This window comes from Pseudobutyrivibrio xylanivorans DSM 14809, from assembly GCF_900141825.1.
GTDB classification, from domain to species: domain Bacteria; phylum Bacillota; class Clostridia; order Lachnospirales; family Lachnospiraceae; genus Pseudobutyrivibrio; species Pseudobutyrivibrio xylanivorans.
This window is the reverse complement of the sequence record NZ_FQYQ01000002.1, coordinates 90,803-115,933: the sequence shown is the minus strand read 5'-3', so window position 1 is coordinate 115,933 and position 25,131 is coordinate 90,803. Positions and strand designations below refer to the sequence as shown.

Annotated in this window: 26 protein-coding genes and 1 tRNA gene; 5 read left to right on the top strand and 22 right to left on the bottom strand. The window is 40.4% G+C overall.

The genetic code is table 11. The features are described from left to right. Positions 1 to 78 precede the first annotated feature (78 nt). From asd to BUA88_RS02240, 4 genes are all read right to left on the bottom strand, one after another. On the bottom strand, positions 79 to 1,164 hold the full coding sequence (gene asd, locus BUA88_RS02255; protein WP_072912120.1) for an aspartate-semialdehyde dehydrogenase: 1,086 nt from the start codon (positions 1,162 to 1,164) through the stop codon (positions 79 to 81). Between the two features lie 67 nt (positions 1,165 to 1,231). Further along, a complete protein-coding gene (gene argH / locus BUA88_RS02250) occupies positions 1,232 to 2,611 on the bottom strand; it encodes an argininosuccinate lyase (RefSeq protein WP_072912116.1) in 1,380 nt (459 codons plus the stop codon). Positions 2,612 to 2,630: 19 nt separating this feature from the next. Next, entirely contained in the window at positions 2,631 to 3,266 is a 636-nt protein-coding gene (locus BUA88_RS02245) for an epoxyqueuosine reductase QueH (protein ID WP_072912112.1), read from the bottom strand. Next, complete coding sequence (locus tag BUA88_RS02240) at positions 3,263 to 3,610, bottom strand: hypothetical protein (RefSeq protein ID WP_072912109.1); 348 nt, start codon at positions 3,608 to 3,610, stop codon at positions 3,263 to 3,265. Before BUA88_RS02240 ends, BUA88_RS02245 begins: the two co-directional genes overlap by 4 nt. A gap of 210 nt (positions 3,611 to 3,820) precedes the next feature. Here BUA88_RS02240 and BUA88_RS02235 point away from each other — a divergent pair. The 5 genes from BUA88_RS02235 (at position 3,821) to BUA88_RS02215 (ending at position 7,659) form a co-directional block, all read left to right on the top strand. Continuing rightward, positions 3,821 to 3,893 (top strand) — tRNA-Thr (locus BUA88_RS02235). Between the two features lie 29 nt (positions 3,894 to 3,922). Then, the gene (locus tag BUA88_RS02230) at positions 3,923 to 4,990 is read left to right on the top strand and encodes an ABC transporter ATP-binding protein (protein ID WP_072912106.1); all 1,068 of its coding nucleotides are present in this window, start codon (positions 3,923 to 3,925) and stop codon (positions 4,988 to 4,990) included. After that, a complete protein-coding gene (locus BUA88_RS02225; protein ID WP_036952748.1) occupies positions 4,983 to 5,810 on the top strand; it encodes an ABC transporter permease in 828 nt (275 codons plus the stop codon). The genes BUA88_RS02230 and BUA88_RS02225 overlap by 8 nt, the downstream gene beginning before the upstream one ends. Further along, entirely contained in the window at positions 5,807 to 6,592 is a 786-nt protein-coding gene (locus BUA88_RS02220) for an ABC transporter permease (protein WP_072912103.1), read from the top strand. The genes BUA88_RS02225 and BUA88_RS02220 overlap by 4 nt, the downstream gene beginning before the upstream one ends. Further along, entirely contained in the window at positions 6,592 to 7,659 is a 1,068-nt protein-coding gene (locus BUA88_RS02215; protein ID WP_072912100.1) for an ABC transporter substrate-binding protein, read from the top strand. Before BUA88_RS02220 ends, BUA88_RS02215 begins: the two co-directional genes overlap by 1 nt. A 117-nt stretch (positions 7,660 to 7,776) precedes the next feature. Here BUA88_RS02215 and BUA88_RS02210 read toward each other — a convergent pair whose 3' ends face one another. The 18 genes from BUA88_RS02210 to BUA88_RS02125 all read right to left on the bottom strand — a co-directional run bounded on the left by BUA88_RS02210 (position 7,777) and on the right by BUA88_RS02125 (position 25,128). Then, complete coding sequence (locus BUA88_RS02210; RefSeq protein WP_072912097.1) at positions 7,777 to 8,406, bottom strand: DUF5688 family protein; 630 nt, start codon at positions 8,404 to 8,406, stop codon at positions 7,777 to 7,779. A gap of 99 nt (positions 8,407 to 8,505) precedes the next feature. Further along, a complete protein-coding gene (gene recN / locus BUA88_RS02205; RefSeq protein ID WP_072912092.1) occupies positions 8,506 to 10,185 on the bottom strand; it encodes a DNA repair protein RecN in 1,680 nt (559 codons plus the stop codon). Positions 10,186 to 10,238: 53 nt separating this feature from the next. Next, a complete protein-coding gene (argR, locus tag BUA88_RS02200) occupies positions 10,239 to 10,694 on the bottom strand; it encodes an arginine repressor (protein WP_072912088.1) in 456 nt (151 codons plus the stop codon). After that, positions 10,695 to 11,540, bottom strand: a complete 846-nt coding sequence (locus BUA88_RS02195) for an NAD(+)/NADH kinase (protein ID WP_072912084.1) — start codon at positions 11,538 to 11,540, stop codon at positions 10,695 to 10,697. After that, the gene (locus BUA88_RS02190) at positions 11,540 to 12,337 is read right to left on the bottom strand and encodes a TlyA family RNA methyltransferase (RefSeq protein WP_072912081.1); all 798 of its coding nucleotides are present in this window, start codon (positions 12,335 to 12,337) and stop codon (positions 11,540 to 11,542) included. Before BUA88_RS02190 ends, BUA88_RS02195 begins: the two co-directional genes overlap by 1 nt. A 9-nt stretch (positions 12,338 to 12,346) precedes the next feature. After that, positions 12,347 to 14,203 carry a 1-deoxy-D-xylulose-5-phosphate synthase gene (gene dxs, locus BUA88_RS02185; RefSeq protein ID WP_072912078.1) on the bottom strand — a complete coding sequence of 619 codons (1,857 nt, stop codon included), beginning with the start codon at positions 14,201 to 14,203 and terminating at the stop codon, positions 12,347 to 12,349. 6 nt (positions 14,204 to 14,209) lie between these two features. After that, positions 14,210 to 15,103, bottom strand: coding sequence for a polyprenyl synthetase family protein (locus BUA88_RS02180; RefSeq protein ID WP_072912074.1), 894 nt, complete (start codon positions 15,101 to 15,103; stop codon positions 14,210 to 14,212). A gap of 1 nt (position 15,104) precedes the next feature. Next, complete coding sequence (gene xseB, locus BUA88_RS02175) at positions 15,105 to 15,338, bottom strand: exodeoxyribonuclease VII small subunit (protein ID WP_072912070.1); 234 nt, start codon at positions 15,336 to 15,338, stop codon at positions 15,105 to 15,107. Continuing rightward, positions 15,319 to 16,539 carry an exodeoxyribonuclease VII large subunit gene (gene xseA, locus BUA88_RS02170; protein WP_072912066.1) on the bottom strand — a complete coding sequence of 407 codons (1,221 nt, stop codon included), beginning with the start codon at positions 16,537 to 16,539 and terminating at the stop codon, positions 15,319 to 15,321. The genes xseB and xseA overlap by 20 nt, the downstream gene beginning before the upstream one ends. Before the next feature lies 1 nt (position 16,540). After that, positions 16,541 to 16,966 carry a transcription antitermination factor NusB gene (gene nusB / locus BUA88_RS02165; RefSeq protein WP_072912064.1) on the bottom strand — a complete coding sequence of 142 codons (426 nt, stop codon included), beginning with the start codon at positions 16,964 to 16,966 and terminating at the stop codon, positions 16,541 to 16,543. A gap of 112 nt (positions 16,967 to 17,078) precedes the next feature. Next, the gene (locus BUA88_RS02160; RefSeq protein WP_072912061.1) at positions 17,079 to 17,456 is read right to left on the bottom strand and encodes an Asp23/Gls24 family envelope stress response protein; all 378 of its coding nucleotides are present in this window, start codon (positions 17,454 to 17,456) and stop codon (positions 17,079 to 17,081) included. 94 nt (positions 17,457 to 17,550) lie between these two features. Continuing rightward, the gene (locus BUA88_RS02155; RefSeq protein ID WP_072912057.1) at positions 17,551 to 18,861 is read right to left on the bottom strand and encodes an HD-GYP domain-containing protein; all 1,311 of its coding nucleotides are present in this window, start codon (positions 18,859 to 18,861) and stop codon (positions 17,551 to 17,553) included. Between the two features lie 56 nt (positions 18,862 to 18,917). Beyond that, positions 18,918 to 19,634 carry a 5'/3'-nucleotidase SurE gene (gene surE, locus BUA88_RS02150; RefSeq protein WP_072912054.1) on the bottom strand — a complete coding sequence of 239 codons (717 nt, stop codon included), beginning with the start codon at positions 19,632 to 19,634 and terminating at the stop codon, positions 18,918 to 18,920. 13 nt (positions 19,635 to 19,647) lie between these two features. Continuing rightward, on the bottom strand, positions 19,648 to 20,406 hold the full coding sequence (locus tag BUA88_RS02145) for an SDR family NAD(P)-dependent oxidoreductase (RefSeq protein ID WP_072912051.1): 759 nt from the start codon (positions 20,404 to 20,406) through the stop codon (positions 19,648 to 19,650). Further along, positions 20,403 to 20,990: an HD domain-containing protein gene (locus tag BUA88_RS02140; RefSeq protein ID WP_072912048.1), complete on the bottom strand. Its 588-nt coding sequence runs from the start codon at positions 20,988 to 20,990 to the stop codon at positions 20,403 to 20,405. Before BUA88_RS02140 ends, BUA88_RS02145 begins: the two co-directional genes overlap by 4 nt. Positions 20,991 to 21,013: 23 nt before the next feature. Further along, positions 21,014 to 21,565: a macro domain-containing protein gene (locus tag BUA88_RS02135; protein WP_072912047.1), complete on the bottom strand. Its 552-nt coding sequence runs from the start codon at positions 21,563 to 21,565 to the stop codon at positions 21,014 to 21,016. 148 nt (positions 21,566 to 21,713) lie between these two features. Further along, entirely contained in the window at positions 21,714 to 22,550 is an 837-nt protein-coding gene (locus tag BUA88_RS02130) for a phosphatase PAP2 family protein (RefSeq protein ID WP_072912043.1), read from the bottom strand. 133 nt (positions 22,551 to 22,683) lie between these two features. Further along, positions 22,684 to 25,128: a homocysteine S-methyltransferase family protein gene (locus BUA88_RS02125; RefSeq protein WP_072912040.1), complete on the bottom strand. Its 2,445-nt coding sequence runs from the start codon at positions 25,126 to 25,128 to the stop codon at positions 22,684 to 22,686. Positions 25,129 to 25,131 lie beyond the last annotated feature (3 nt).

Below are 25,131 nucleotides of genomic sequence, written 5' to 3'. Positions count from 1 at the left end.
TTCTTATATTAGCATAAGAAGGGGTAATAACTTGTGAATTAGCTGTTAAATAAATGTCAACAAAAACCGCTAATTTCCTTATTTTTTTGTAATATAGCCCTGTGCCTTAAGAAGCTCTGCACAAAGTACAGCACCGCCTGCAGCACCACGAACTGTGTTGTGTGAAAGTCCAACGAACTTCCAATCATAGATGCTATCCTCACGGATACGTCCTACTGAAACGCCCATACCGTTCTCATAATCAACATCAAGAGCTACCTGAGGGCGATTGTCCTCTTCCATATAGCGGATGAACTGCTTTGGTGCACTAGGAAGCTTAAGTTCCTGTGGAACACCTGAGAAATTGTTGATTGCATCAATAAGCTGCTGCTTTGTAGGGTTCTTTTTAAACTTAACGAAAACTGCAGCTGTATGTCCATTAAGAACAGGTACACGGATACACTGACATGTAATCTTTACATCATCAGCTGGAACGATTACGCCATCCTCAATGTGTCCCCAGATTCTAAGTGGCTCCTTCTCTGACTTCTCTTCCTCACCTGAGATAAATGGGATGATGTTTCCTTCCATCTCTGGCCAATCCTTAAATGTCTTACCTGCACCTGAGATAGCCTGGTATGTTGTAGCTACTACCTCGTATGGCTCGAATTCCTTCCAAGCTGTAAGAACTGGTGCATATGACTGGATTGAGCAGTTTGGCTTAACTGCAACGAAGCCACGTGTAGTACCAAGTCTCTTCTTCTGGAACTCGATAACTTCCATGTGCTGTGGATTGATTTCAGGTACTACCATAGGAACGTCTGGAGTCCATCTATGTGCTGAGTTGTTTGAAACTACTGGAGTTTCTGTCTTTGCATAAGCTTCTTCAATGGCCTTGATTTCGTCCTTAGACATATCAACAGCTGAAAATACAAAATCAACCTCTGAAGCTACTTCCTCAACCTCATTAACGTTCTTTACGATGATGTCCTTCACTGCTTCTGGCATTGGAGTAGTCATTTTCCATCTTCCGCCTACTGCATCCTCGTATCTCTGACCGGCACTTCTTGGGCTGGCAGCAATTGTAGTAACCTCAAACCAAGGATGGTTTTCTAATAGAGAAATAAATCTCTGACCAACCATACCAGTTCCACCAAGAATTCCGACTCTTAATTTCTCGCTCATTTCAAACACTCTCCTTAAATTTGTTTTTCTGTCGCGGACATTTGTCCGCCGCAGTCATTACATGGCATTATAAACTATTAAGGAACTCCTTGCAAGCCTTAATTTCAAAGGTCATTGCCTCATGTCCAGGCGCACCTGTTGTAAGTCGCTTATTTACACAGGTTTCCATGGAAATTGAATCGTAAATATCTTCTTCAAAAACTGGAGAAATAGCCTTTAATTCCTCTAATGAAAGCTCATCGATGGACTTATCTTTGTCTATGCAGTAAAGAACAAGCTGTCCGATGATACCGTGTGCATCTCTGAAAGGCACACCTCTATTAACTAAATAATCGGCAGCATCAGTGGCATTTGTGAACCCCTTCTTTGCAGATTCTGCCATGACCTCTTTATTGAAAGTCATTGTTGCAAGCATGCCATCAAAGAGAACGATACAGTTCTGTACTGTCTCCATGGCGTCGAATGCCATCTCCTTGTCCTCCTGCATATCCTTATTGTAAGCAAGAGGAATGCCCTTCATTGTAGTAAGAAGTGATGTAAGTGCACCGTAAACACGGCCTGTCTTACCACGAACAAGCTCTGCGATATCTGGATTCTTCTTCTGAGGCATGATAGATGAGCCTGTAGAGTAAGCGTCGTCAATCTCTACGAAACGATACTCATTGCTGTTCCAGATGATTACTTCCTCTGAAAAACGGGAAAGATGCATTTGAATTGTAGCAAGGGCTGATAAAAATTCGATAAGATAATCTCTGTCAGAAACACCATCCATAGAATTAAGTGTAGGACCATTAAAATCCAAGAGCTCTGCAGTCATATCTCTGTTAAGAGGATATGTAGTACCTGCAAGGGCACCTGAGCCAAGTGGACAATAATTCATACGCTCTCTGATATCAGAAAGACGAAGTACGTCTCTTCTAAACATTTCAAAATAAGCGCCCATATGATGAGCAAGAGTGATAGGCTGAGCCTTCTGAAGATGTGTGAAGCCAGGCATAATTGTATCTATATGCTCTTCCATAATACCAAGAATAGTCTCAAGCAGATGCTTAAGAGCCTGAGATGTAGCATCAACCTGATCACGAGTATAAAGGCGCATATCCAAAGCAACCTGGTCGTTACGGCTACGACCTGTATGAAGCTTCTTTCCTGCGTCTCCAATTCTATCAATAAGATTAGCCTCTACAAAGCTGTGGACATCCTCGTACTCAGAAGTAATTTCCAGTGCTCCTGAATTAACATCAGCTTCAATACTGTCAAGACCATCTAAAATCTGATCACGCTCTTCATCAGTGATAACTCCTACAGAAGCAAGCATCTTAACATGTGCTCGGCTACCGCGGACATCCTGAGCAAAGAGCTTTTTATCAAAACTGATAGAAGCATTGAAATCATAAACCATCTGATCGGTAGATTTTGTGAATCTACCTCCCCACAACTGTGCCATAACTAATCCTCCGTAATTCTTAATTCTGTTCTTTTTGTAACTGTCTTTCATTATATGAATAAACGCATCCACAGTAGTCCTGTCGGTACATATCATATTCCGCTGATAACTGAGTAGACCTCTTAAAGCCCTCCTTCTTTTTAAAATCAGATGGAAGCCATGCCACTCCCACTTCTTCGCCTATACGAATTCCGATTTCATTGAGAACCTGAGAATCTTTCATTGGAGATATTGTAAGCGTTGTTGTGAAAAAGTCAAAGCTTTTTTCTAATGCAACTTCAGCTGTCCGTCTGAGACGGAGTTCGTAGCATTTATGACAACGTGCTCCCTTCTCTGGTTCATGCTCCAGTCCTTTTGCTATTTCGTAAAAACGATTTTTATCGTAATCACCTTCGATAAAGCTGACAGGATGCTTAGTAGGAAAAGCTTCGATAAAACGCTGCTGTTCCTTTACCCTGTGATAGTATTCCTCATCCGGATAAATATTCGGATTGTAATAGAACACAGTTATATTGAAATACTGTGATAAGTACTCAATACAATAACTGCTACATGGCCCACAACAGCTATGTAGCAATAAAGAAGGCACGCGGCCTTCTTTTTCAAATTCTGCTATTAACTTATCTAATTCTTTTTGATAATTTACCTTAATCATCTATTTGCCCAAATAAATAAAAATGCAATGGCGAAAACATAGATAAACGCCATAAGTACCATAAATCCAACCTGTGAAGCAAGGATACCGATAACAATCTGTGCAATAAACACAAGACCATGAATCCAGATAGGAATTCTATTAAGACATGCAGCAAGGGCAGCCTCAAGAACTACCATTACACAGGCAACAACAACATTAATATCAAATGATACGCAAGATATGATAATGGCCACTACCGAAAAAACTACCAGCCATATTAGAGCTATCAATGGAAGATTATCCTTATTAATGTAGGATTTAAGAAATGATGTAGGTAATGTCTTTTTAGTATTCTGAGCCATGTTATTCTCCTAATCTTTATAATCAATTTTTTACAAGTGTCATTATAATAAAATAGCTTGGTTTTCTCAACAATTTAATTGATTTTTTAGGGTAATTATATTAGACTTAATGTCGCAAAATAAAGGTTACCTGTGCATTGGAAATTACCTTCGGCAAGCACAGGTCATGTTCACGATTTTCCTTCGTAAACTTGGAAAATCCCGAAATATGCTCCGATAGCTCAGTTGGTAGAGCACCTCACTCGTAATGAGGGGGTCGTCAGTTCGAGTCTGATTCGGAGCTTTTTTCATATAGATAAGGAGGATTAAAAATTGGAATTTATTCAATTCGATCACGTTTCAAAAAGCTACGATAAACAGCTTGTTTTAGATGAGCTTGACTTATACATTAAAGAGAACACATTCGTGACTCTTCTTGGACCATCAGGCTGTGGTAAAACTACCACTCTTCGCCTTTTAGGTGGATTTGAAAAGCCTGATTCAGGACGTATCTATCTTAATGGAAATGATATCACTATGCTTCCAGCAAACCTTCGTCCTATCAATACCGTATTCCAGAAGTATGCTCTCTTCCCTCACATGACAATCGAGGAGAATATCGCATTTGGTCTTAATATCCAGAAGAAATCAAAGGAATACATTAACGACAAAATCAAATACGCTTTGAAACTTGTTAATCTTGATGGCTTCGAGAAGCGTTCTATCGATTCACTTTCAGGTGGTCAGCAGCAGCGTATCGCTATTGCCCGTGCCATCGTTAACGAGCCAAAGGTTCTTCTTTTAGATGAGCCACTTGGTGCGCTTGACTTAAAGCTTCGTCAGAACATGCAGTACGAGCTTATGAAGATTAAGCAGGAGCTTGGCATTACCTTCCTTTATGTTACACACGATCAGGAAGAAGCCCTCACTATGTCTGACACTATCGTTGTTATGAACCAGGGATACATTCAGCAGATTGGTTCTCCAGAGGATATTTATAATGAACCTGAAAATGCTTTCGTTGCCGATTTCATTGGCGAGAGCAACATCATAGAAGGAATCATGATTAAGGATGAGCTTGTTTCATTTCTTGGTGTTCAGGTTCCTTGTGTTGACCGTGGTTTTGGTACCATGAAGCCTGTCGACGTTGTTATCCGACCTGAGGATGTAGAGCTTGACGCTCCTGGAAAAGGATTTATGGATGGCGTCATCACAGACTGCCTCTTCAAGGGTGTTCACTACGAGCTTGATGTTCAGTGTGGTGAATACGAGTGGCTGGTTCACACTACCAAATACTTCGAGGTTGGCCAGCACGTTTCTTTAAATGTAATTCCATTTAACATCCAGATTATGAACAAGCCTGAGTCAGAGGATGAGGAGGTAATGAAGGAAGATGATTAATCGCTTTAGAACAAGCTTCCTTGCAGCACCTTATGCAGTCTGGGTATTGATTTGCACTATTCTTCCACTGTTTTACATCTTGGGATATGCCCTGACAAATGATGCAGGAGGCTTCACCCTTGCAAACTTACTTGCAATCACCGATGCAGTTCATTTGAAGTCACTTTGGCTTTCCATCGAGGTTGCTTTTGTCACAACAATAATCTGCCTGATTATTGCTTATCCTGTTGCGCTTATTTTGCACAACCTGAAAATCACAAACAAAGGATTCGTAGTATTCCTTTTTATCCTTCCAATGTGGATGAACTTCATGCTTCGTATTTTGGCATGGCAGATTATCCTTTCAAACAACGGAATCTTAAACAGCATCCTTTCAGCTATTGGTCTTCCAACAGTCCATATTTTATACACTAAGGCTGCTGTTACACTTGGTATGGTTTACGATTTCCTGCCTTACATGATTCTGCCTATTTACAACGCATTATCAAAGGTAAGTGATTCTGTAGTAGAGGCTGCCGCCGATCTTGGAGCCAACTGGTGGACTACTTTCATTAAGATTACTGTTCCACTTTCCAAGGATGGCATCATCTCAGGAATCATTATGGTATTCGTACCCGCCCTTTCTTCATTCGTTGTTTCCAACCTTTTAGGTGGAGGAAAGGTTCTGCTTATTGGTAACGTAATCGAGCAGGAATTCACACTTGCCAGAAACTGGAATTTAGGTTCTGGCCTTTCAATCATCCTCATGATTTTCGTACTTCTTTCTATGTCTATCATGAACAGAATTGATGATTCTGAGAATGGAGGTATGCTTGTATGACAAAGATTAAAAAAGGTACATCCTACTTCTATCTCGGACTTGTATTTTTATTTTTATATGCGCCAATTTTAGTGCTTATTGTTTTATCTTTTAATGACTCAATGTCACGTACCGTATGGGGCGGATTCACTTTGAAGTGGTATATGAACCTCACCTCAAACGACAATATTATGGGAGCACTTGGCACTACAATCAGGATTACACTTACGTCTTCAATCCTGGCCACAGTGCTTGGTACTTCAGCAGCCATCGGCATTCACTACATGAAAAAAAGACACGCTGCTATAATGCTTGGTGCAACAAATATTCCACTTTTAAATGCTGATATCGTTACTGGTATCTCACTGATGCTTCTTTTTACCAGATTCACTCCTCTTGGAGAGTTTTCAGTGGTACTTGCACATATTGCATTCTCGGTACCATATGTAATCTTTAATGTACTTCCTAGATTACAGTCACTTTCAGAGGCTTGCTTTGAAGCAGCCATGGATTTAGGTGCTACACCATCTTATGCATTTTACAAGGTAGTATGGCCAGAGATTTTCCCTGGTGTTTTATCAGGATTTTTGATGGCACTCACCATGTCACTTGACGATTTCACTATCACCTATTTTACAAAGGGTGCCGGTGTTAACACTCTTTCTACAATGCTTTACACACAGCTTAGAAAAGGAATCCAGCCAGAGCTTTATGCCCTGTCTACTATCCTGTTCTTACTTGCATTTATTCTTCTGCTAGTAATGAACTTTAAAAAGAACGTTAGAAAGGAGGCTGTTAAATAATGAAAAATAGATTTATTAGCCTTCTTAGTATTTTTGTTTTGTGTGCTACCCCAGTTCTCAGCTTTACAGGCTGTGGTTCTGATGCAGAAGCCACAGACACACTTGTTGTTTTAAATTATGGAAAGTACATCGAGGCTGATGTTCTGAAAAGATTCCAGAAGGAAACTGGAATTAAGGTTAAATATGAGGAGTATGAATCAGTTGAAGATATGTACGCCAAATATAAAGCCGGCTCTATCAATTATGATGTTATTTGTACATCAGACTACATGATTGAGACTATGCGACAGGAAGGTGAGCTTATTCCTATCGATTACAACTCTCTTCCAAACTACGCAAACATTGACCAAGATATCATTGACGCATCAGCAGCCTTCGATCCTACGCACAAATATACTGTTCCATATTTTTATGGTACAGTTGGTATACTTTATAACACCAAAATGGTAGACGAAGATACTGTTTCATCTTGGGATTGTCTTTGGAATCCAGAGTATAAAAATCGCACCGTAATGATTAACTCTCAGCGTGATGCATTTATGGTTGCACAAAAGAAATTAGGCTACGACATTAATACCACTGATAAAAAGGAGCTTGATGATACTTTTAATCTTCTCTGTGATGAAAAGAAATATGTCTATGCCTACCTCCAGGACGAGACCTATGAATGCATGATTTCCGAGGATGCCGCCATGGCAGTATGCTACTCTGGCGAGGCCGCCATGGGTATGGAATACAATGAAGATTTAGATTACATAGTTCCTAATGAAGGTGGAAACCTTTGGATAGATTCATGGTTTGTGCCTCGCACCTGCAAGCACTATGATGCAGCCATGAAATGGATTGACTTTATGTGTGAGGAAGAAGCTGCCACAGAAAACTTTGAATATGTTTGGTATGCTACGCCAAATACAAAGGTTGCTCAGCATGAGGATGAAGAAACCTTAGCTGATGAGACTGTATTCCCAACTAAGGAAACACTCTCTCGATGCAAGCTTTACGAAGCCTACGACAAAGACACCCTTGATTACACAACCACACTTTGGAAAAAACTTAAGGCTTACTAAATATTACACTGGTTACGCTCTCAATCCTTAGTAATTACTCCCTCGAGCTGAAGAAAGCTCTCCTTGAGTAATTCTAAGAGATTGATAGCTACCAGCTTTTTTGTTTTTCAGCAACGTTTACTGTACGATAGTCACCTCGTCATCGACGACACTATAAAAGTAGAGATTATCTGAGAGGAATTCATCTTCCTTCAATTCGTTACGATTAACGTGATAAATTAAATTCTTCAACTCTTGAGGGTCTACGTTTGGGCACTCTACCGATGGAATCATTATAAGTTCATGCACTGAGCATGGAATAATATAAACATCCGACTTCTTACGAGCAGCAAAAGCCTTGAGCAAATCTCTGTAAAGAAGTACTGCAGCTCCATGCATTGCTATATTATTTGTAGCAACATATAGTGGCAAGTCGTTATCCTCTTCCTCAGCTACAGACTGAAGTTCTTCACTATCTGTATAAGATGCTATAGTACTTAATATTCCACGAATCTTCAATCCTAGTAATCTTGGAGTGTTCTCTAGAGATAAGTTCATGAGTGCATCTACTTCTATACCCCAGGATGCCATCAACTCATTGGTAATAACCATACATTTCAAGGTGTCGTCATCATTGGTCTGTACAATATAAAACACCACTGCAAAATCCAAATATTCCTTATAAGGAACTGTCTCTAAAAACTCTGCATTTTTGTCTTTATTTATAAGCTTAAAGACAATATTCTTATTAATTTTTTTGTATGTCATATAGCCTCCGCTAAATGACACAAATCAAATGGGAATAAAAAACGAAAAAAGTCTGCATGCGACCATGCAGACTTCATTATATCATCTAAATTTTATAAATCAAGCTCTTTCTTTGTAACTTTTTGCCATATCTTTCATTTCCTTGGCATTAGTCATAACTGCCTCAGTAATAGCACTACCACCAAGCATTCTTGCAAGCTCATCTATTGTCTCATCTCCAAGAAGCTTCTTGATTCCAGAGATTGTGTGACCATTTGCAACACTCTTCTCAATAAGAAAATGAGTGTCAGCCATTGCCGCAATCTGAGGAAGGTGTGTGATACAGATAACCTGATGATTAGCAGCTACAGTAGAAAGCTTCTCTGAAACAGCCTGAGCTGTACGACCTGAAATACCAGCATCAATCTCATCAAAGATAAGTGTGTCTATTCCTCCATCTGAAGCCAAAACTGTCTTGATAGCCAGCATAATACGGCTCATCTCACCACCAGATGCGATATCCTTCAAAGGACGAAGTGGCTCTCCAGGGTTTGTGCTGATTACAAACTGTCCATCATCTATACCATTATCTGTGAAATGATCCAAGCGATTCAGCTCCATATCAAACTCACAATTAAGGAAGTTCAAATCACTCATGGCTGCCTGCATTTTCACAGCAAGCTCCTTAGCAGCCTTATGACGGATATCAGATAGCTTACCTGATAAAGAATCAAGCTCTGCTGTGGCATCATCCACCTTCTTCTTAAGCTCAGATAAATACTCATCAAAGCTTTCAAACTTATCTTTCTTCTCCTGACGAGCTGCTAACTCCTCTAAAATTATCTCGATAGAAGGACCATATTTATCTTTCAGGCGATTAATCTCGTTAAGCCGAATCTCCACCTCATTGAAGTGTCCTGCATCAAATGATGTATCAGCCATATAGCTTGAAAGCTCACGATTGAAATCTGAAATGATGCTGTCAGCGTCATTTAACATAGCGAGTAAATCTGCAGCCTTCTCATCTATTGATTCGATATGACGTAAATCTGAAATAGCTGAGCTAAGAGCATCCGAAGCGCCGCCTTCACCTGCCATCGCCTCATGAGCGCGTTGGAAATGTTCCATCGTCTTACTATAATTAGAAAGACGTCTATACTCATCTTCCAATTCCTCATCTTCGCCAGATTTGAGATTTGCAGATTCGATTTCATTAATCTCATGATCCAAAAGAACAATCTCTCGTTCCTTTGAAATATCGCTCTTTTTAGCATCTTCAAGCTCCTGCATAAGTGTCCGGTATTTCTTGTAGCTCTCTGCAACCTTAATCTTTAAATCGCCAATCTGATTCTTTGCAAACTCATCAAGGAATTCCATATGCTTATGAGTGTTAAGAAGTGACTGATGCTCCTTTTGACCATAAATATCAAGAAGGATGTCTCCAACCTCCTTCATCTTCGCCGCAGGAACCTGCTCGCCATTAATTTTGGCTACACTTCTAGACTCGGTAATCTTTCTGCTCATGATTACCTCATCATCATATGGCTCCACTCCTAAATCACGAAGCGCCTCTTTAGTTTTTTCATCATTAACGAGATATACTGCCTCAACAAAGGCCTCAGAATCAGAGTCTCTAAGAAAATCCTTAGATGCCTTATCACCCAAGCTAAGGTGAAGTGCTCCCAATATAATAGATTTACCTGCTCCAGTCTCGCCTGACAGAATGTTTAGCCCCTTTGAAAATATGATTTCTTCCTCATCAATTAAGGCTAAATTTTTAACGTGCAAACTAGCTAGCATCTTATTCTCCTTTTTAACCCATTTCGCCAACCTTAGGAATGCACTTTTCCTAATTAATGCTGCTCAATAATCTTTTTAAGCTTCCCCATGATGTAAACTGTGTCATCCAAAGAACGGATGGCACACATAATTGTGTCATCGCCAGCTATTGAACCGACAACCTCTGGATAATCAAAATGATCCATCGCTGCTGCCACAGCCATAGCCATACCAGAAACTGTCTTAATAACTAATATATTTCCAGCATTATCCATAGATACAAAACCATCTAGGAAAATGCGAATATATTTCTCATTCATATCTTCCTCTGTAGCCTTAAATGCTACATAACGAAGCTTTCCTGTACCATCAGCAATCTTAGTAAGCTTCATCTCTCGAATATCACGAGAAACTGTAGCCTGAGTTGCGTTAAAGCCAGCCTCCTCGAGACGTGCTGTAAGCTCCTCCTGTGTGCCGATTTCATTTTTTACTATTAACTCTAAAATCTTTGCCTGTCTTTCAATCTTCATTTAGATCTCCTGCATTCTTGCTCTTATTCGTTCCAAGAAATTAACATTTTCAAGCATTACCATATGTGATGTTGTGTCGGATTGGTAAATTCTGAGCTTCTCCCCCTTTTTCAATGTCTGTCTGAGGGTGCCATCATAAACTATGTTTGCCTGAGGATCATCCTCATCGTGACGAGCCTCTATGGTTACCTCAACCTCATCTGAAGAAGCAAGTATTATACTTCTTGAATTAAGAGTGTGAGGATTTATTGGTGTAAGTATTAAACAATCTGCATGTGGGCTTACAATAGGTCCGTTTGCAGACAGATTATAGGCTGTAGAACCTGTAGGTGTGGCCACAATAAGACCATCGCAATTATGATTGTAAAGCTGAATTCCATTAACCTTTACCGTCAGATTCAAAACATATAAACCTGCCGCGACAGGCGCAACCACAATATCATTAAGTGCTCTGAAGTGATTGCCAGAATCATTAGAACAATCTCCCTCGAGCATCATTCGAGTATCCAACTTATAATTGTCGTTAAGGAGCTGATCAAGGCAATGTTCTATGTTATCTACTGTCATATCGCAAAGATAGCCGAGATGACCACAGTTTAATCCAACTATTGGAACATTACGATTTGTAATATTCTGAGCAACGCGAACTACCGTTCCGTCTCCACCAACAGTAATAATGCACTGGACATCATCTGCTACGCTTATTGGTTCATCTGAGCTGTCTGAACATGTATCCAAATCTAATATGCACATTCCGCCATGTGCCTTGATATAATCACGAATTACATTGACATATTTCTCATGTATATCGCTAAAAGACCTTGCAACAATTAAAAAGTTTTTCATTATTTGTCTAAGCTACCATGAGCCGCTGCAACAGTGGCAGCAACATCAATAGCATCCCCCTCTTTTTCTGAGTTAGAAATATGAATTAAGTATTCAATATTACCTTCTGGCCCCTTTATTGGAGAGAACTCCAAGTGGAGCACATAAAAACCTATCTCTTTAACAAAATCTATTATGTTATTAATTACTTCCTCATGGACTGCTGGATCACGGACTACGCCCTTCTTACCAACCTTCTCACGACCGGCCTCAAACTGTGGCTTGATTAGACAAACCATCTCAGCATCATCATTAAGAAGTGCCTTTGCAGGGCCTAAAACCTTTGTAAGGCTAATAAAGGAAACATCAACAGATGCGAAATCTAATTTCTCACCAATGTCCTCTAATGTGACATAACGGATGTTAGTCTTTTCCATGCAAACTACACGTGGATCCTGACGAAGCTTCCATGCGAACTGACCATAGCCTACATCCACCGAAAATACTTTGCTGGCGCCGTTTTGAAGCATGCAATCAGTGAAGCCTCCTGTAGAAGCCCCAATGTCCATGCAAACTTTGCCATCTAACGTGATATCAAAATGAGTCATAGCTTTTTCAAGCTTAAGACCACCTCGGCTAACATATTTAAGCTGCTGGCCGTGGATTTCTATATCAGCATCTACATCTATTTTTGTGCCTGCCTTATCCTCACGATTGCCTTTGACAAATACATTGCCTTCCATAATCATGGTCTTGGCCTTTTCGCGGGATGGAGCAAAGCCCCTATCTACTAAAACAATATCAAGTCTTTCTTTCATTCTTATTTCCTATAAAACTTCTAATATACGTTCTGTAATTGACTCAGCGTCCATTCTAAGTTCTTTAAAAAGAAGTGTGACACTGCCGTGCTGTACGAACTCATCTGGAATGGCAATCTTAAGTACCTTTCCTTTGTAATCAATGTCATTAAGGTATGCCTGCACCTGCTGACCAAAGCCACCAGTGTAAACATTCTCTTCCATAGTGACAATCAAATCGTATCGGTCCTTGATTGCTTCAAGATATTCCTTATCGAATGGCTTCGCAAAGCGGGCATTGCAGATACCAGCATCGATTCCATGAGACTGTAACAACTGCTCAACTTCCTCTGCTTTCTTAACCATTGAACCAAAGGCAAGAAGCATAACCTTAGAACCATCCTTAATTTCTTCAGCTCTTCCAAGCTGAATTGGAGCTCGCTGCTCCTTCAATCCGCAGTATGCTTCTCCTCTTGGGTATCTGATGGCAATTGGACCATCATGATTAGATACTGCAAATTTCATCATATCTGAAAGCTCCCATTTATTCTTAGGAGCCATCACTGTCATATTAGGCATTGATGTAAGGAATGATACATCAAATACACCCTGATGTGTGCTTCCATCTGAGCCAACAAGGCCAGCTCTGTCAATTGCAAATACAACATGAAGATTCTGAAGACATACATCCTCGAGAATCTGGTCATAGGCCCTCTGAAGGAAGGATGAATAAACTGCAAATACTGGAGTCCTTCCACCTAGTGCAAGACCAGCTGCAAATGTAACTGCATGTTCTTCTGCGATTCCCACGTCGAAAAACTTTTCTGGGAACATATTTCTGAAACGCTTGAGACCAGCACCCTCGGCCATAGCTGCTGTTATAGCAACTACCTCAGGATTTCTGTCTCCCATTTTACGCATTACAGTAGAGAATACATCTGTGTAACCAGGATTATTACTTCTCTTAGGAAGACCAGTCTCAATCTCAAAAATATCGGTGCCATGGAAACGTGAAGGATGACGCTCAGCCGGCTCGTAGCCATTACCTTTCTTAGTAATGACATGAACAAGAACTGGTCCGTTAATACGAACTGCCATCTTGAATGTTTCAAGCATAGCTTTTATATTATGTCCATCGACAGGACCCAGGTACATAACACCAAGATCCTCAAATACCATATTAGGAACCATTAATTGCTTAATTCCATTTTTAGTACTGCGAATCTTGCGGATAATATTCTCGCCATTAGGCCATGACTCAAGTGATGAAAGAACATCGTTTTTTAGTCCAACATACTTTGAGCTTGTACGTAATCTTTCAAGATTAACCGACATACCACCTACATTTTTGGAAATCGACATTTCATTATCGTTAAGAATAATGAGCAAATTAGATTTCTGAAGGCGTGATGCATTATTGAGAGCCTCGTAAGCAAGACCACCTGTAAGAGCTCCATCACCGATAACTGCTGCCACTTTATAATGCTCGTCTGCCAAGTCTCTGGCAATACAATAACCAAGAGCTGCAGAAAGTGATGTAGAGCTGTGACCAGTATCAAAGCTGTCACATTCGCTCTCCTCTCTCTTAGGGAAACCACTCAATCCACCGTACTGACGAAGATGTTCAAACTCACTTGCTCGACCTGTAAGAATTTTATGTGTATACGCCTGATGTCCAACATCCCAGATCAACTTGTCCTGAGGGAAATCTAGAAGCAAATGCAAAGCGATTGTAAGCTCTACTGTACCAAGATTAGATGCAAGATGTCCACCAGTCTTGGAAAGATGCTCAATCAAAAATGTTCTGATTTCCTGTGGCAGAGCCTGAAGCTCTTCCTCTGTTAAGTTTTTTACATCATTTGGCTGCTTTATTTTATCAAGAACCATATATTTTTATTTGTCTCTGTAAACTAAATAGTTAAGAAGCTCATTTAAGAATTCGTTCTTCTGTGGAAGACTATTAAGCTCTTCAAGTGCTTCATCTGTGAGACGTTTTACCTCTTCCTTGGATTTTTCAATACCTGCAAATGTAACAAATGTACATTTTTCGTTTCTCTCGTCTGAGCCAATTGGCTTTCCGAGAGTAGCCTCATCGCCTTCTACATCCAGGATGTCATCCTGAATCTGGAAAGCAAGGCCGATTTTCTTGGCTACATTTTCAACAATCTCAACCTGTTTTTCTGTAGCCCCAGCAAGCACTGCTCCAATCATCATGGAAGCCTCAATAAGCGCTCCTGTCTTTAGTTCGTATATAAAATCCAGCTTTTCTTTTGTCATTTCAAGCTGCTTTTTTTCAGATTCTACATCTACCACCTGTCCGCCAATCATACCGAAAACTCCGGCCTTTCTGGCAAGAAGTCTCATAGCTTCTGTGACTCTGACGGTATCCACATCTGCATCGTAAGCATTTAATGCTGTCTCAAATGCATAGTTGAGAAGTGCATCGCCAGCAAGCACCCCCATTGCCTCACCATAAACTGCGTGAGTGGTAGGCTTTCCACGACGAAGCATATCGTTATCCATGGCTGGTAAATCATCATGAACAAGTGAATATGTATGAATAAGCTCAATGGCTGCCATAAATGGCTCAATCACATCTCCTTCACCACCAAATAACTGGAAGGTCTCGTTCATAAGAATTGGGCGGAGCCTCTTACCTCCAGCCGTGACGCTGTACTGCATAGCATCGAAAATAGAGCTCTGCATTCCTTCAACGTCTGGTAAGAATCTGATAACTACATCCTCAGCCGATTCCGCTCTAAGGTTAAGTTCGTTTTTAATATCCATGCTAGTCTTCCTCTTCAAAAACCTCTAAACCGCCATCTTTACTGATAGCCATAACGGCTTTTTTTGTCTGTTCGATTTTGGCATTGACATGCTGTAGTTCTTCCATGCCTGCCTTATATAGCGCAAAGGAATCATCCAAAGATATGTCTGACGACTCCATCTTCGAAATGATTTCCTCTAATGCTTCAAAGCTCTGTTCAATTGTAGTTTCCTGATTATCCTTTTTCTGAGCCATATAATCTCCTGTCTGTAACCTGACTGATAAGCTCTCCATCTTTGATTCTGATATTGATGCTGTCTCCAACAGAAATCTGTTCTATGGTATCAACTCTGTTTCCAGCCTGGTCGGTAATATATCCGAAACCTGTGGCCAGCTTTTTCGCTGGTGAAAGTCCATCAAGACGACCTGATAAAGCAACAAGTCTGTTCTCGTATCTGTCCAGTTTTACCTGAATCAGATTCTGCAGTCTGATGGAAATATTTGAAAGCCTCTCTTCGTTGGCTTTGATTTTATTCTCTGGGCGCAACAGCTGCAGTCGCTGTTTGTAGCTATTTAAGCGCTCCTGATAGGCCTGAAGTCTGAAATCCAGATTACGCTCCAGCTTGTCTGAATATCTGGTAATCTGATTTGCAAAATCCTGATAAACAAAGTTTGCAAGCTCTGCCGCCTGTGAAGGTGTGGCTGCACGTCTGTCTGCAACAAAATCTGCGATAGTAACATCTGTCTCGTGACCAACAGCAGAAATGATTGGAGTGTTTGCCCTGAATATCGCTCTGGCAACCTCCTCTTCATTGAAAGCCCATAAATCCTCGATGGAACCACCGCCTCGACCAACGATGATAACATCCAGATCCATCTCATCCAGGCACTGAATACCTGAGATAATGGATGGTGCTGCTCCCTCACCCTGAACCTGAGCGGGATAAAGGATTATTTGAACAAATGGATTACGGGTCTTAGATACACGGATGATGTCGTGAACTGCCGCTCCTGTAGGAGCAGTAACCACCCCGATTCGCATAGCATGTGTAGGTAGTGATTTTTTATACATGGCATCAAACATACCACTTTCCTGAAGCTCTTCTTTAAGAGCCTCAAAACGCTGATATAAATCACCGACACCCTGCAATTCGATTTCATTTGCGTAGACCTGATAAGTGCCATAAGGCTTATAAACTCCAACATAGCCTGTGACCACTACCTGGTCTCCATCTTTCATTTGGAATTTCAGCCCCTTAGCACGCTTTCCTGCAAACATAACACAGGAAATCGCTGCCTTATCATCCTTTAAGGTGAAATAAATATGGCCAGTATGATTATACTTGCAATTGCTAACTTCACCTGAAAGTGAAAGGTTCCCAAGCATAAAATCGTCGGAAAACATCCGCTCGATATATGTATTTACCTGTGAAACACTATATACATTTTTATTCATGTTATTGAACTAATTTAGCTAATGCTCCGTTTACAAAACCAGCTGAGCTGTCTGTACCAAATTCATCTGCTAAAGAAACAGCCTCATTTATAGCTACGCCAACAGGCATGCTCTCATATTTGATTTCGTATAAAGCAAGACGGATAAGTGTAAGATCAACCTTTGCCATACGAGTAGTCTTCCAACCATCAACTGACTTATTGATAAGCTCATCGATTTCTGGAAGCTTTGAAATAATATCCTCAGACTTGGTTTTAATATATTCCTCATCCTCAGGTGTCTTATTATTCTTAGCAAGATCTTCTGTTTCGGCGTTGTTACGACCCTGAAGGAATGTGCTTATAACACCTTCCATATCATCAGTGTCATGAAACTCATTCATGAAAACTGCCTTGAATACTTCTTTTCTGACTTCATGTCTATTCATAAAATAATACTCCTAAAAAATGTTGATATTTAGAATAATATAGGGATGCCATCATAACGATAGCACCCCATAATTATACATTAATATGCATAAAAAATAAATAACCGCTGGATTAGTTGTTAGAAGAAACACTAACTGTAGCGATACGAATATCTACTGCTGTAACAACAAGACCTGTCATAGTTTCAACAGCCTGCTTAACCTTCTCCTGAACCATTCCTGAAACCTTTGGAATCTCATAGCCATATTTCATATTAATAGCCATACGGACAACAATCTTTCCAGGATCAGCATCAACAACTCTAACAGCCTTTGCAAGCTTGCCCTGACCTGCCTTTGAGATGTTATCAGCTGTAAGATTACCAGCTAATGACTCTACGCCCTCAACCTCAACTGCACCAAGACCAGCAATAATGCCAATCACCTCTTCTGAGATATTTACTCCGCCATCGCCATTAACATTTATTACAAAATTCTTATTTTCTGCCATGTCTGCCTCCTAAAATCTATAGAAAAACTAGAATAATTATAGCAAACTAGAGGGAATTGGTAAACCTGTTTTCAAATTCATTTTATTTATAGGGTCAATCCTTATATTTCAGTCTGATTTCCTCAATCTGGTCATAGCATCTGTCAAATACATCTACTACTCTAGGGGCAAACTGCTGGCCGCGCTGGATAATAATCTCAGTTCTTGCTCTGTCAGCTGGCCATGGATCCTTGTAGGAACGTTTGCTGGTAAGAGCGTCATACACATCTGCCACTGCTACTATCTGGGCGAAGACCGAAATCTCATCCCCTTTCAGCCCCTGATGATAACCTTTTCCATCCCAGCGCTCGTGGTGCTGGTAAGCTATTTCTCTGGCTATATTCATAATCAGACTATCGCCATGGGACAAAAGAGTATTTCCATAGGCAGAATGTTCTTTTACAATCTCATATTCCTCAGGCGTAAGTGGTCCTGGCTTTTCAATGATTTCGTTAGGAATCATAAGCTTTCCTACGTCATGCATCATTGATGCCACCTTAACAAGCTCCACATCCACATTATCATTTAAAATCTCACTTGCGAGAATGCCAGTATATTCAGACACTCGACGTATGTGCTCGCCAGTCTCGCCAGATTTTGCCTCGGATATAGTAGCAAAATCCCTGATAATATCAGTCTGGCTTTCCTGGAATTTCTTCATGTAATCTATCTTTTTAGTCTGTTCTTTCGATAGGTACACATTCAGCTTTGAAAATCCCGCAGCAAAAGCGCAGGACACTATAACGATCGCATCAATCCAAATAACCAGAACATCTATATCTTCTGAAACAACGTAATTGAAAAAATACAAAGCACAGTAACAGCTATCCATAAGCACAAACAATGCGAAGTAGAAAGACAGCACTGCCTTCCAGTTCAAAGACTCCAAATGACTCCTGATGTAATCTATTTCATTGAAATGGACAATAACCAAAAGTATCAGACCTATAGCATACACAACCAGATATGTTCCCCTTGTAGGAGAAATTATAAGGGCAAATCTGTCCTGAAGCACGAACTGAAAATACCAGGTCGAAGTAACAGCCGCAGGCAAACCTATTATTTTTGCATATAGAATAAGCGGAATTATAAATGCGATTATGTCATAAGCAATGACAAAAGCTGTATGAATGGCAAAGAATGTCGCACTGGAGGATTCTGCATAAGAAAAGAGCAGAACGGAAAAGAACCATGATGAAAGAAATTCAGCAATAACCGATACCACTGGCGCAGAAATAAAAAACAGGACAATACTGAGCCCTATTTTCTGAAGGAAAGTATACTTGCCTTTTACCTGCATAAAGGAATAATAGACAAAGAATACTGCCGGTATATATCTAGGCCAATGATATAATACTAGGTCCATGCCATACCTCCATTGCTAAATTTTAGCAAAGATGTGTGGCATAATTATGAATATTTCTAGAATCCAATATTGTTCACAACTCCGACGGAAACATAGTTATTTAGAACCGCGTGATAATCAGAATCCTCTTCTGCCTCAGGAGTATAAACTCCTTCAACCATATATCTGACTCCGCCGTCATCCAGCTCTTCCACTACATTGTAGTGATCCTTGTAAAACATTCCCTGTGAAACAGTTCTGTTGTAAAGGATTCCCTTGCAGTCTGAAAGAGGACAATCCGGAAAATTTACATTGTGAATATGACCTGGTTTTAATGGCTGATCTAACAAGCGCTTTAGTATTTCACGAAGGTATTTATCAGTAACATCATGATAATTACACCCCTCAGACAACGCTATAGCGTGATATCCTTGAAAAGTCGCCTCAAAAGCTGCACCTGCTGTGGCTGAATATTGAATATCCGATGCTACATTAAGGCCAAAATTAATGCCTGAGAGAACCACATCAGGCTTTTCCGGCATAACATTAAGACCTCCTACTCTGACACAGTCTCCAGGGGTGCCACTGCATGAGTAAGCATGAACACCATCAATAGGAAAATCTTCATATGGATATATATCTATGGCATTATGTAGGCTGATACTGTGGCTGGCAGCGCTTCGCTGGCTTTCCGGTGCCACCACCCAAACCTCTCCAAATTCTTTCGCTACTCTGGCAAGTCTTATGATTCCAGCTGCTTCTATGCCATCGTCATTCGTAATTAAAATTCGCATAAAATTCTCCCAATTAACCAAGCTTTTTCTTCTGTTGGCGGCCTGTCATCTTAACCAAAATTGGATATGGCACGAGATGTGAAAATGTACATGCTAGCTTCATTCGTATAGATGGAACAATAATTAATTTCTTCCTATCCATTCCTTTTAAAGCTTCCTTTACACACTGCTGTGGAGTGATTCCCTTTAGCGAGAAAACCACATCTGCATTCTCGTTAAACTCAGTATCTACAGGTCCTGGGCAAAGTGCACTAACTCTTATACTGCTCCCCATTTCTCTAAGTTCTACTGCTACGGCTCTTGTGAGACTAACCACATAGGCCTTTGAAGCGTAGTAGCCTGCCATATAAGGTCCACCAGGAAGAAGTCCCGCCGAAGAAGCCACATTTAAGATATGACCTGAGCCTGCCTCCTGCATATTCTGAAGGATTCCTTTGAATAAAATATGCATAGCCACGTCATTAACTTTGATCATCTGAAGCTCTTTTTTTATATCAGTCTGAGAAAAAGCTCCAGCCACGCCAAGACCTGCATTATTGATGAAAACATCGATATTCTCATCCTGAAGCTTTTCTAAAAGATTAAAGCATTCTTTTTTCTTGCTAAGATCCACTGGAATAATTTCAACTGGGACAGAAACCATCGACTTTAGCTCCTCAAGACGCTCCACTCTTCGTCCTGTAACAATAAGCCTGTAGCCTCTGTTAGCAAGCTGAATAGCGAACTCCTTGCCGATACCTGATGTTGCGCCTGTAATCAGTGCAGTTTTCATTCTTTGATATTCCCCTTTTCTATATTGTTTTGAATAATATCATTAACAACTTCAAAAAGCTTTTGTGAACCAAGCTTTGTTTTGTCCTGTCTACCGTGAACCTGGGCAGAAGTTACTCCGTGCTGCCTCCAGTCTTCTCCGCCATTACTGTTATTTAACATCAGCGGCTGAAGATTGTCCATTGCATGTGCGAACTTGGATTCTGGTGTCTCATAGGCTTCAAACTCATCAAATAGAGCTATTAACTCTAACTTCTGATCATCTGGAAGTAAGGAGTAAATCTTCTCCTTAGCTACATCTTCTCTTGCCTTTTGGGTCTTAAGGTTCACCTCATCATATGCATAAGTATCGCCTGCCTCAATCTCTACGATATCATGAATCAGGCACATAAGCATAACCTTTGAAATATCCACCTCTTCATTGGCATATTCCTTTAAAAGATATGCCATGATGGCCATGTGCCATGCGTGTTCTGCATCATTTTCATTGCGTCCATGGCCTGACAGGTGAGTCTGTCTAAAAATGTTTTTTTCCTTATCTATTTCAAGTGCAAAATCAAGTTGTTTCTTAAGTCTTTCATCCATGGTCATATCCTTGCTTAATTTTATTAGTCTTCTTCCTCTACACGGAAAAAATTATTGTACTCTATCTGAGCTTCGGCCAATTCACCTCTACCGAAGGCACAAAGCTTTACATCAATTGAATAATCTGGGAAATCCTTATTGAATTTATCATATGCCCTGCAACACTGCTTGGCAGATTCCGCTGCTGGATGTGCTAAATTCCCCCCGAAGATTCCCGAGCTGATAAGTGGAAATGAAATGCTGTGATAATCATTTTCCTTAAGTGTAATCAATGAATTGTAGTAGGCATCAAATAATTCCTGATAAGCCTTAGGTGTAACGGAAAAATTAGGACCTACAGCGTGAATTATAGCCTTTGCATTTGTAAGTTTAAATGATGGTGTGATTACTGCATCCCCATCATTCAGTGGTGTTTCAATCTTTTCGCAGGCATCTGTCAGTTCATTCATTCCTGCCTTCGAAAATATTACTCCACAAATTCCTCCCCCGGCCCACAAGCCTTTGTTTGCTGCATTAACTACTGCATCCACCTCCTGCTCTGCGCAAGATCCGTGGACTAATTCGATATTGCTCATAATATTCCCCCATATTACTTAAAAATTTTACCGTTTTATATTACCACAACTTAAAGGTTTAAGTTAATGGTTAAATGTGATATGTAAAAAAAATGGCACTTTATCAATGATAAAGTGCCATCCTTCATAATTCATTTACTACTCTTTTTTAAACCTTATAAGTTTTCTCTACATACCAATTTGTAAACGAAATTGTGAATAGCGTTAAAAAACATCCCGCCCAGACATCTGTCGCATAGTGAACACCCAATAGCATGCGGGAAATCATGGTGGAGCCTGTTATAAATATAGCCAAGAGCCACAACGCTATGTCCCACTTATTAATCCTAAGTCTAGGAATAAATTTTTTGAAATAAACCAAAATAAAACTTAGCGCAGCCTGTGCTGCATGACCTGAAGGGAATGAAGAGTCATGAGCTATAGGATGATGAACAAACCAGTATGTAAACTGGCTGTCAGGGTCTGTCAGTGTGATAAAACGTGGTCTGTTAAAGCCGTATTTAATAATAGTCTGTCCTAAAACCGCAACAAGTGTAGCAACAAGACCAACCATCATAACTTTTCTAAGCTCTACCACCTGTGCATAACTACAGATACATCTGTTTGCCCACATTGAGAAACGAATAAAAAGCAAGTCTAATATAAAGATTACTCCCAGCCATCTACTATTCAACATACCTACAGACAATAAATTAAAGCCAACAAATACAATCAAAGAAAGCCACCCCAAAATGATAGATAATACTCTCTTTTTTGCTACTCTGAGAGTAAGAAAATTGCTGATTGCAAAAAAGATTCCCGCCATAGGAGTAGTAAGAAGACCTACTATTTCAAAAAACTTCGCATATGAACTATCAAATCTGTAAACAGCTTTTGCAATTGGCAAATCATAAAAAGTAAAAATCAGCATTCCCACTACAAAAACTATTATCCATAATGCAGAATTCCACACAACCTTTTTAATACTAGTTTTTTTTTCAACCATAACATACCCCTAAATAATCCCCCAGCATCACATGTTTATTCTATCTTATAGTTGTGTATTTTTTATATAATCATCTATTCAGTGGGTACTTACACCAAAAAATCCCCCACCACGTCTGTGGTAGGGGAACCAATTAATATCCCACTAATTCACGTACAAGCTTTACGCAGCCTGCGGCATCCTCGGAATAGCCATCGGCACCGATTTCATCCTTAAAGGATTCTGTAATGCAGGCACCGCCAATGATAATCTTTGACTGGCAGCCACGATTTTTCGCCTCGATAACAACATCCGCCATCTTCATCATTGTGGTAGTCATCAACGCTGAAAGACCGATGATTTCTGCATTAAGCTCCATTGCCTTATCTACAATGTCAGCAGCTGGAATATCCTTGCCCATATCGATTACATTATATCCGTAATTCTTAAGCATAAGAGCGCAAAGGTTCTTTCCGATATCATGAATATCTCCCTCTACGGTAGCGATAACCACAGTAGCCTTTGGCTCCCCAGATGCGCTGGCAAGAAGTGGTTCGATAAGCTTCATTCCTGTCTCCATTGCATTGGCTCCGGCAATAAGCTGAGGAAGGAAATACTTCTTCTTGTCATAGAGCTCTCCTACTACATTGATTCCCTTGATAAGATGCTCCTCAATAATAACCTGTGGATCAACTCCATCAGCAATAGCTTTGTTTACTTCTTCAACTATCTGTTCTTTTTTGCCTTTAACAACGCACTGAGCGATAACTGATAATCCCTCGCAGGCAGATGCCACAGTAAGACCTCCACCAGCTCCAGCGCCACTGACACCACCAGCAGGTGCAGCCGCTGCAGCCTTTGCCTCTACGACAGGAAGCGCAGAATATTTTTCCAGAGCTCCTGGCTTATTCATAAGAGTATCTGCTGCCGCTGCGCAGTACATCAGCATTTCCTGATTCGGATTTGCGATAGCCATAGTAAGACCTCGGCTGACAGCGATAGTAAGATAAGTCGTATTTACGAATTGACGATTAGGCATACCAAATGAAATATTTGAAAGACCACAGACAGTTGGGAGTCCTAATTCGTATTTACAATAATCAATAGTTTCGAAGCACTGTAAGCCTGCTGTACCTTCGGCACCAACTGTCTGAACCAACACATCCACAACAGCATCTTCCTTCTTAAGACCAAGCTCAACAGCCTTATTTAAAACTGTGTTGATATGCTGCTTTTTCTCGTCCATATCCTTTGGAAGTCCCGCACCTGAAAGAGGAAGTGTGATAAACATCGCACCGTACTTCTTTGCAAGCTTAAGCATCGGTTCCATCTTCTCCTGCTCTGCAGAGATGGAATTAATAAGGGCACGACCTGGATAAATACGAAGAGCTGCCTCCATAACATCCACATGGCTTGTATCAATACAGAGAGGCAAATCAACGGATGAAGTAACCTCGTAAATGCTATCAAGCATCATCTGCTTCTCATCGATACCGTTCATTCCCATATTTACATCAAGAATATTTGCACCACGTTCCTCCTGCTCTCTGGCGAAATCAACTACCATAGAAAGTGAGCCATTGCGCAATGTCTCCTGAAATTTCTTCTTTCCAGTAGGATTGATTCGCTCACCGATAACCATAAATGGACCATCCAAATCAATCCATGTATTCATACGCTCTGAGGTAACGACACGAAGAGGCTTATCAACCACCTTATGAGGTGACTTATCCTTAAGACGTGAAACCAGCTCACGAATATGCTCTGGTGTCGAACCACAACAGCCGCCAAAAAGAGATGCTCCAGCTTCATATAATTTCTCGCAAGCATCTGTAAACTCTGTAGGACCCATCTTATAAACAGTCTTTCCATTTTCAAGCTCTGGAAGACCTGCATTAGGCTTGCACATAATTGGCACTGTAGCTACTGGTGCAATCTGCTGAACTAGCTCAAGCATAGCATCTGGGCCTGTACTACAATTCATTCCGATACAATCGATTCCCATAGACTGAAGCACAATTGTAGCTGTATCGGGTGATGTTCCATAAAGAGTCTTTCCGTCTGGATTATAGGTAAGTGAAACGATAATAGGCAAATCACATGTCTCTTTAATAGCAAGAACAGCTGCACGACATTCCTGAAGACTCATCATAGTCTCCACCACAAACAGATCTACGCCCTCTTCCAAAATGGCACGAACCTGCTCCTTATAACAATCCACCAAATCCTCAAACATCAAATCTCCAAGTGGATAAAGTTGCTTACCTGTCATTGAAATATCAGCAGCTACATATTTTCCTTCAGGACAAATCTCACGGGTAAGTCTAACAAGATTTCGGTTTATATTAACCAAATCATCTGCCATGCCATACTCATCCAGCTTAATTCTGGTACCTGTGAATGTAGGTGCAAGAACGATATCTGAACCTGCATCATAATATGCCTTCTGTACTTCCTGAATAGCCCATGGATTATCAAGAATCCATTTTTCTGGACATACACCGGCTGCCATTCCACGTTTCTGAAGCTCAGTACCTGTGGCTCCATCAATAAACACTGTTCTAGTTTCAAGTAACTGTCTAAATTCGTTTCTAGTCATTAA

Bases quoted from the DNA above. Each gene is read 5' to 3' on its own strand.
- BUA88_RS02180 (WP_072912074.1), bottom strand. From the start codon at position 15,103: ATGGATATTAAAAACGAACTTAACCTTAGAGCGGAATCGGCTGAGGAT.
- BUA88_RS02135 (WP_072912047.1), bottom strand. From the start codon at position 21,565: ATGAGCAATATCGAATTAGTCCACGGATCTTGCGCAGAGCAGGAGGTG.
- BUA88_RS02125 (WP_072912040.1), bottom strand. From the start codon at position 25,128: ATGACTAGAAACGAATTTAGACAGTTACTTGAAACTAGAACAGTGTTT.
- BUA88_RS02195 (WP_072912084.1), bottom strand. From the start codon at position 11,540: ATGAAAAACTTTTTAATTGTTGCAAGGTCTTTTAGCGATATACATGAG.
- BUA88_RS02225 (WP_036952748.1), top strand. From the start codon at position 4,983: ATGATTAATCGCTTTAGAACAAGCTTCCTTGCAGCACCTTATGCAGTC.
- BUA88_RS02210 (WP_072912097.1), bottom strand. From the start codon at position 8,406: ATGACATACAAAAAAATTAATAAGAATATTGTCTTTAAGCTTATAAAT.
- nusB (WP_072912064.1), bottom strand. From the start codon at position 16,966: ATGAATAGACATGAAGTCAGAAAAGAAGTATTCAAGGCAGTTTTCATG.
- dxs (WP_072912078.1), bottom strand. From the start codon at position 14,203: ATGGTTCTTGATAAAATAAAGCAGCCAAATGATGTAAAAAACTTAACA.
- BUA88_RS02245 (WP_072912112.1), bottom strand. From the start codon at position 3,266: ATGATTAAGGTAAATTATCAAAAAGAATTAGATAAGTTAATAGCAGAA.
- BUA88_RS02145 (WP_072912051.1), bottom strand. From the start codon at position 20,406: ATGAAAACTGCACTGATTACAGGCGCAACATCAGGTATCGGCAAGGAG.
- BUA88_RS02190 (WP_072912081.1), bottom strand. From the start codon at position 12,337: ATGAAAGAAAGACTTGATATTGTTTTAGTAGATAGGGGCTTTGCTCCA.
- recN (WP_072912092.1), bottom strand. From the start codon at position 10,185: ATGCTAGCTAGTTTGCACGTTAAAAATTTAGCCTTAATTGATGAGGAA.
- BUA88_RS02140 (WP_072912048.1), bottom strand. From the start codon at position 20,990: ATGGATGAAAGACTTAAGAAACAACTTGATTTTGCACTTGAAATAGAT.
- xseB (WP_072912070.1), bottom strand. From the start codon at position 15,338: ATGGCTCAGAAAAAGGATAATCAGGAAACTACAATTGAACAGAGCTTT.
- asd (WP_072912120.1), bottom strand. From the start codon at position 1,164: ATGAGCGAGAAATTAAGAGTCGGAATTCTTGGTGGAACTGGTATGGTT.
- BUA88_RS02240 (WP_072912109.1), bottom strand. From the start codon at position 3,610: ATGGCTCAGAATACTAAAAAGACATTACCTACATCATTTCTTAAATCC.
- BUA88_RS02160 (WP_072912061.1), bottom strand. From the start codon at position 17,456: ATGGCAGAAAATAAGAATTTTGTAATAAATGTTAATGGCGATGGCGGA.
- BUA88_RS02130 (WP_072912043.1), bottom strand. From the start codon at position 22,550: ATGGTTGAAAAAAAAACTAGTATTAAAAAGGTTGTGTGGAATTCTGCA.
- BUA88_RS02155 (WP_072912057.1), bottom strand. From the start codon at position 18,861: ATGGACCTAGTATTATATCATTGGCCTAGATATATACCGGCAGTATTC.
- surE (WP_072912054.1), bottom strand. From the start codon at position 19,634: ATGCGAATTTTAATTACGAATGACGATGGCATAGAAGCAGCTGGAATC.
- BUA88_RS02215 (WP_072912100.1), top strand. From the start codon at position 6,592: ATGAAAAATAGATTTATTAGCCTTCTTAGTATTTTTGTTTTGTGTGCT.
- BUA88_RS02220 (WP_072912103.1), top strand. From the start codon at position 5,807: ATGACAAAGATTAAAAAAGGTACATCCTACTTCTATCTCGGACTTGTA.
- xseA (WP_072912066.1), bottom strand. From the start codon at position 16,539: ATGAATAAAAATGTATATAGTGTTTCACAGGTAAATACATATATCGAG.
- argH (WP_072912116.1), bottom strand. From the start codon at position 2,611: ATGGCACAGTTGTGGGGAGGTAGATTCACAAAATCTACCGATCAGATG.
- argR (WP_072912088.1), bottom strand. From the start codon at position 10,694: ATGAAGATTGAAAGACAGGCAAAGATTTTAGAGTTAATAGTAAAAAAT.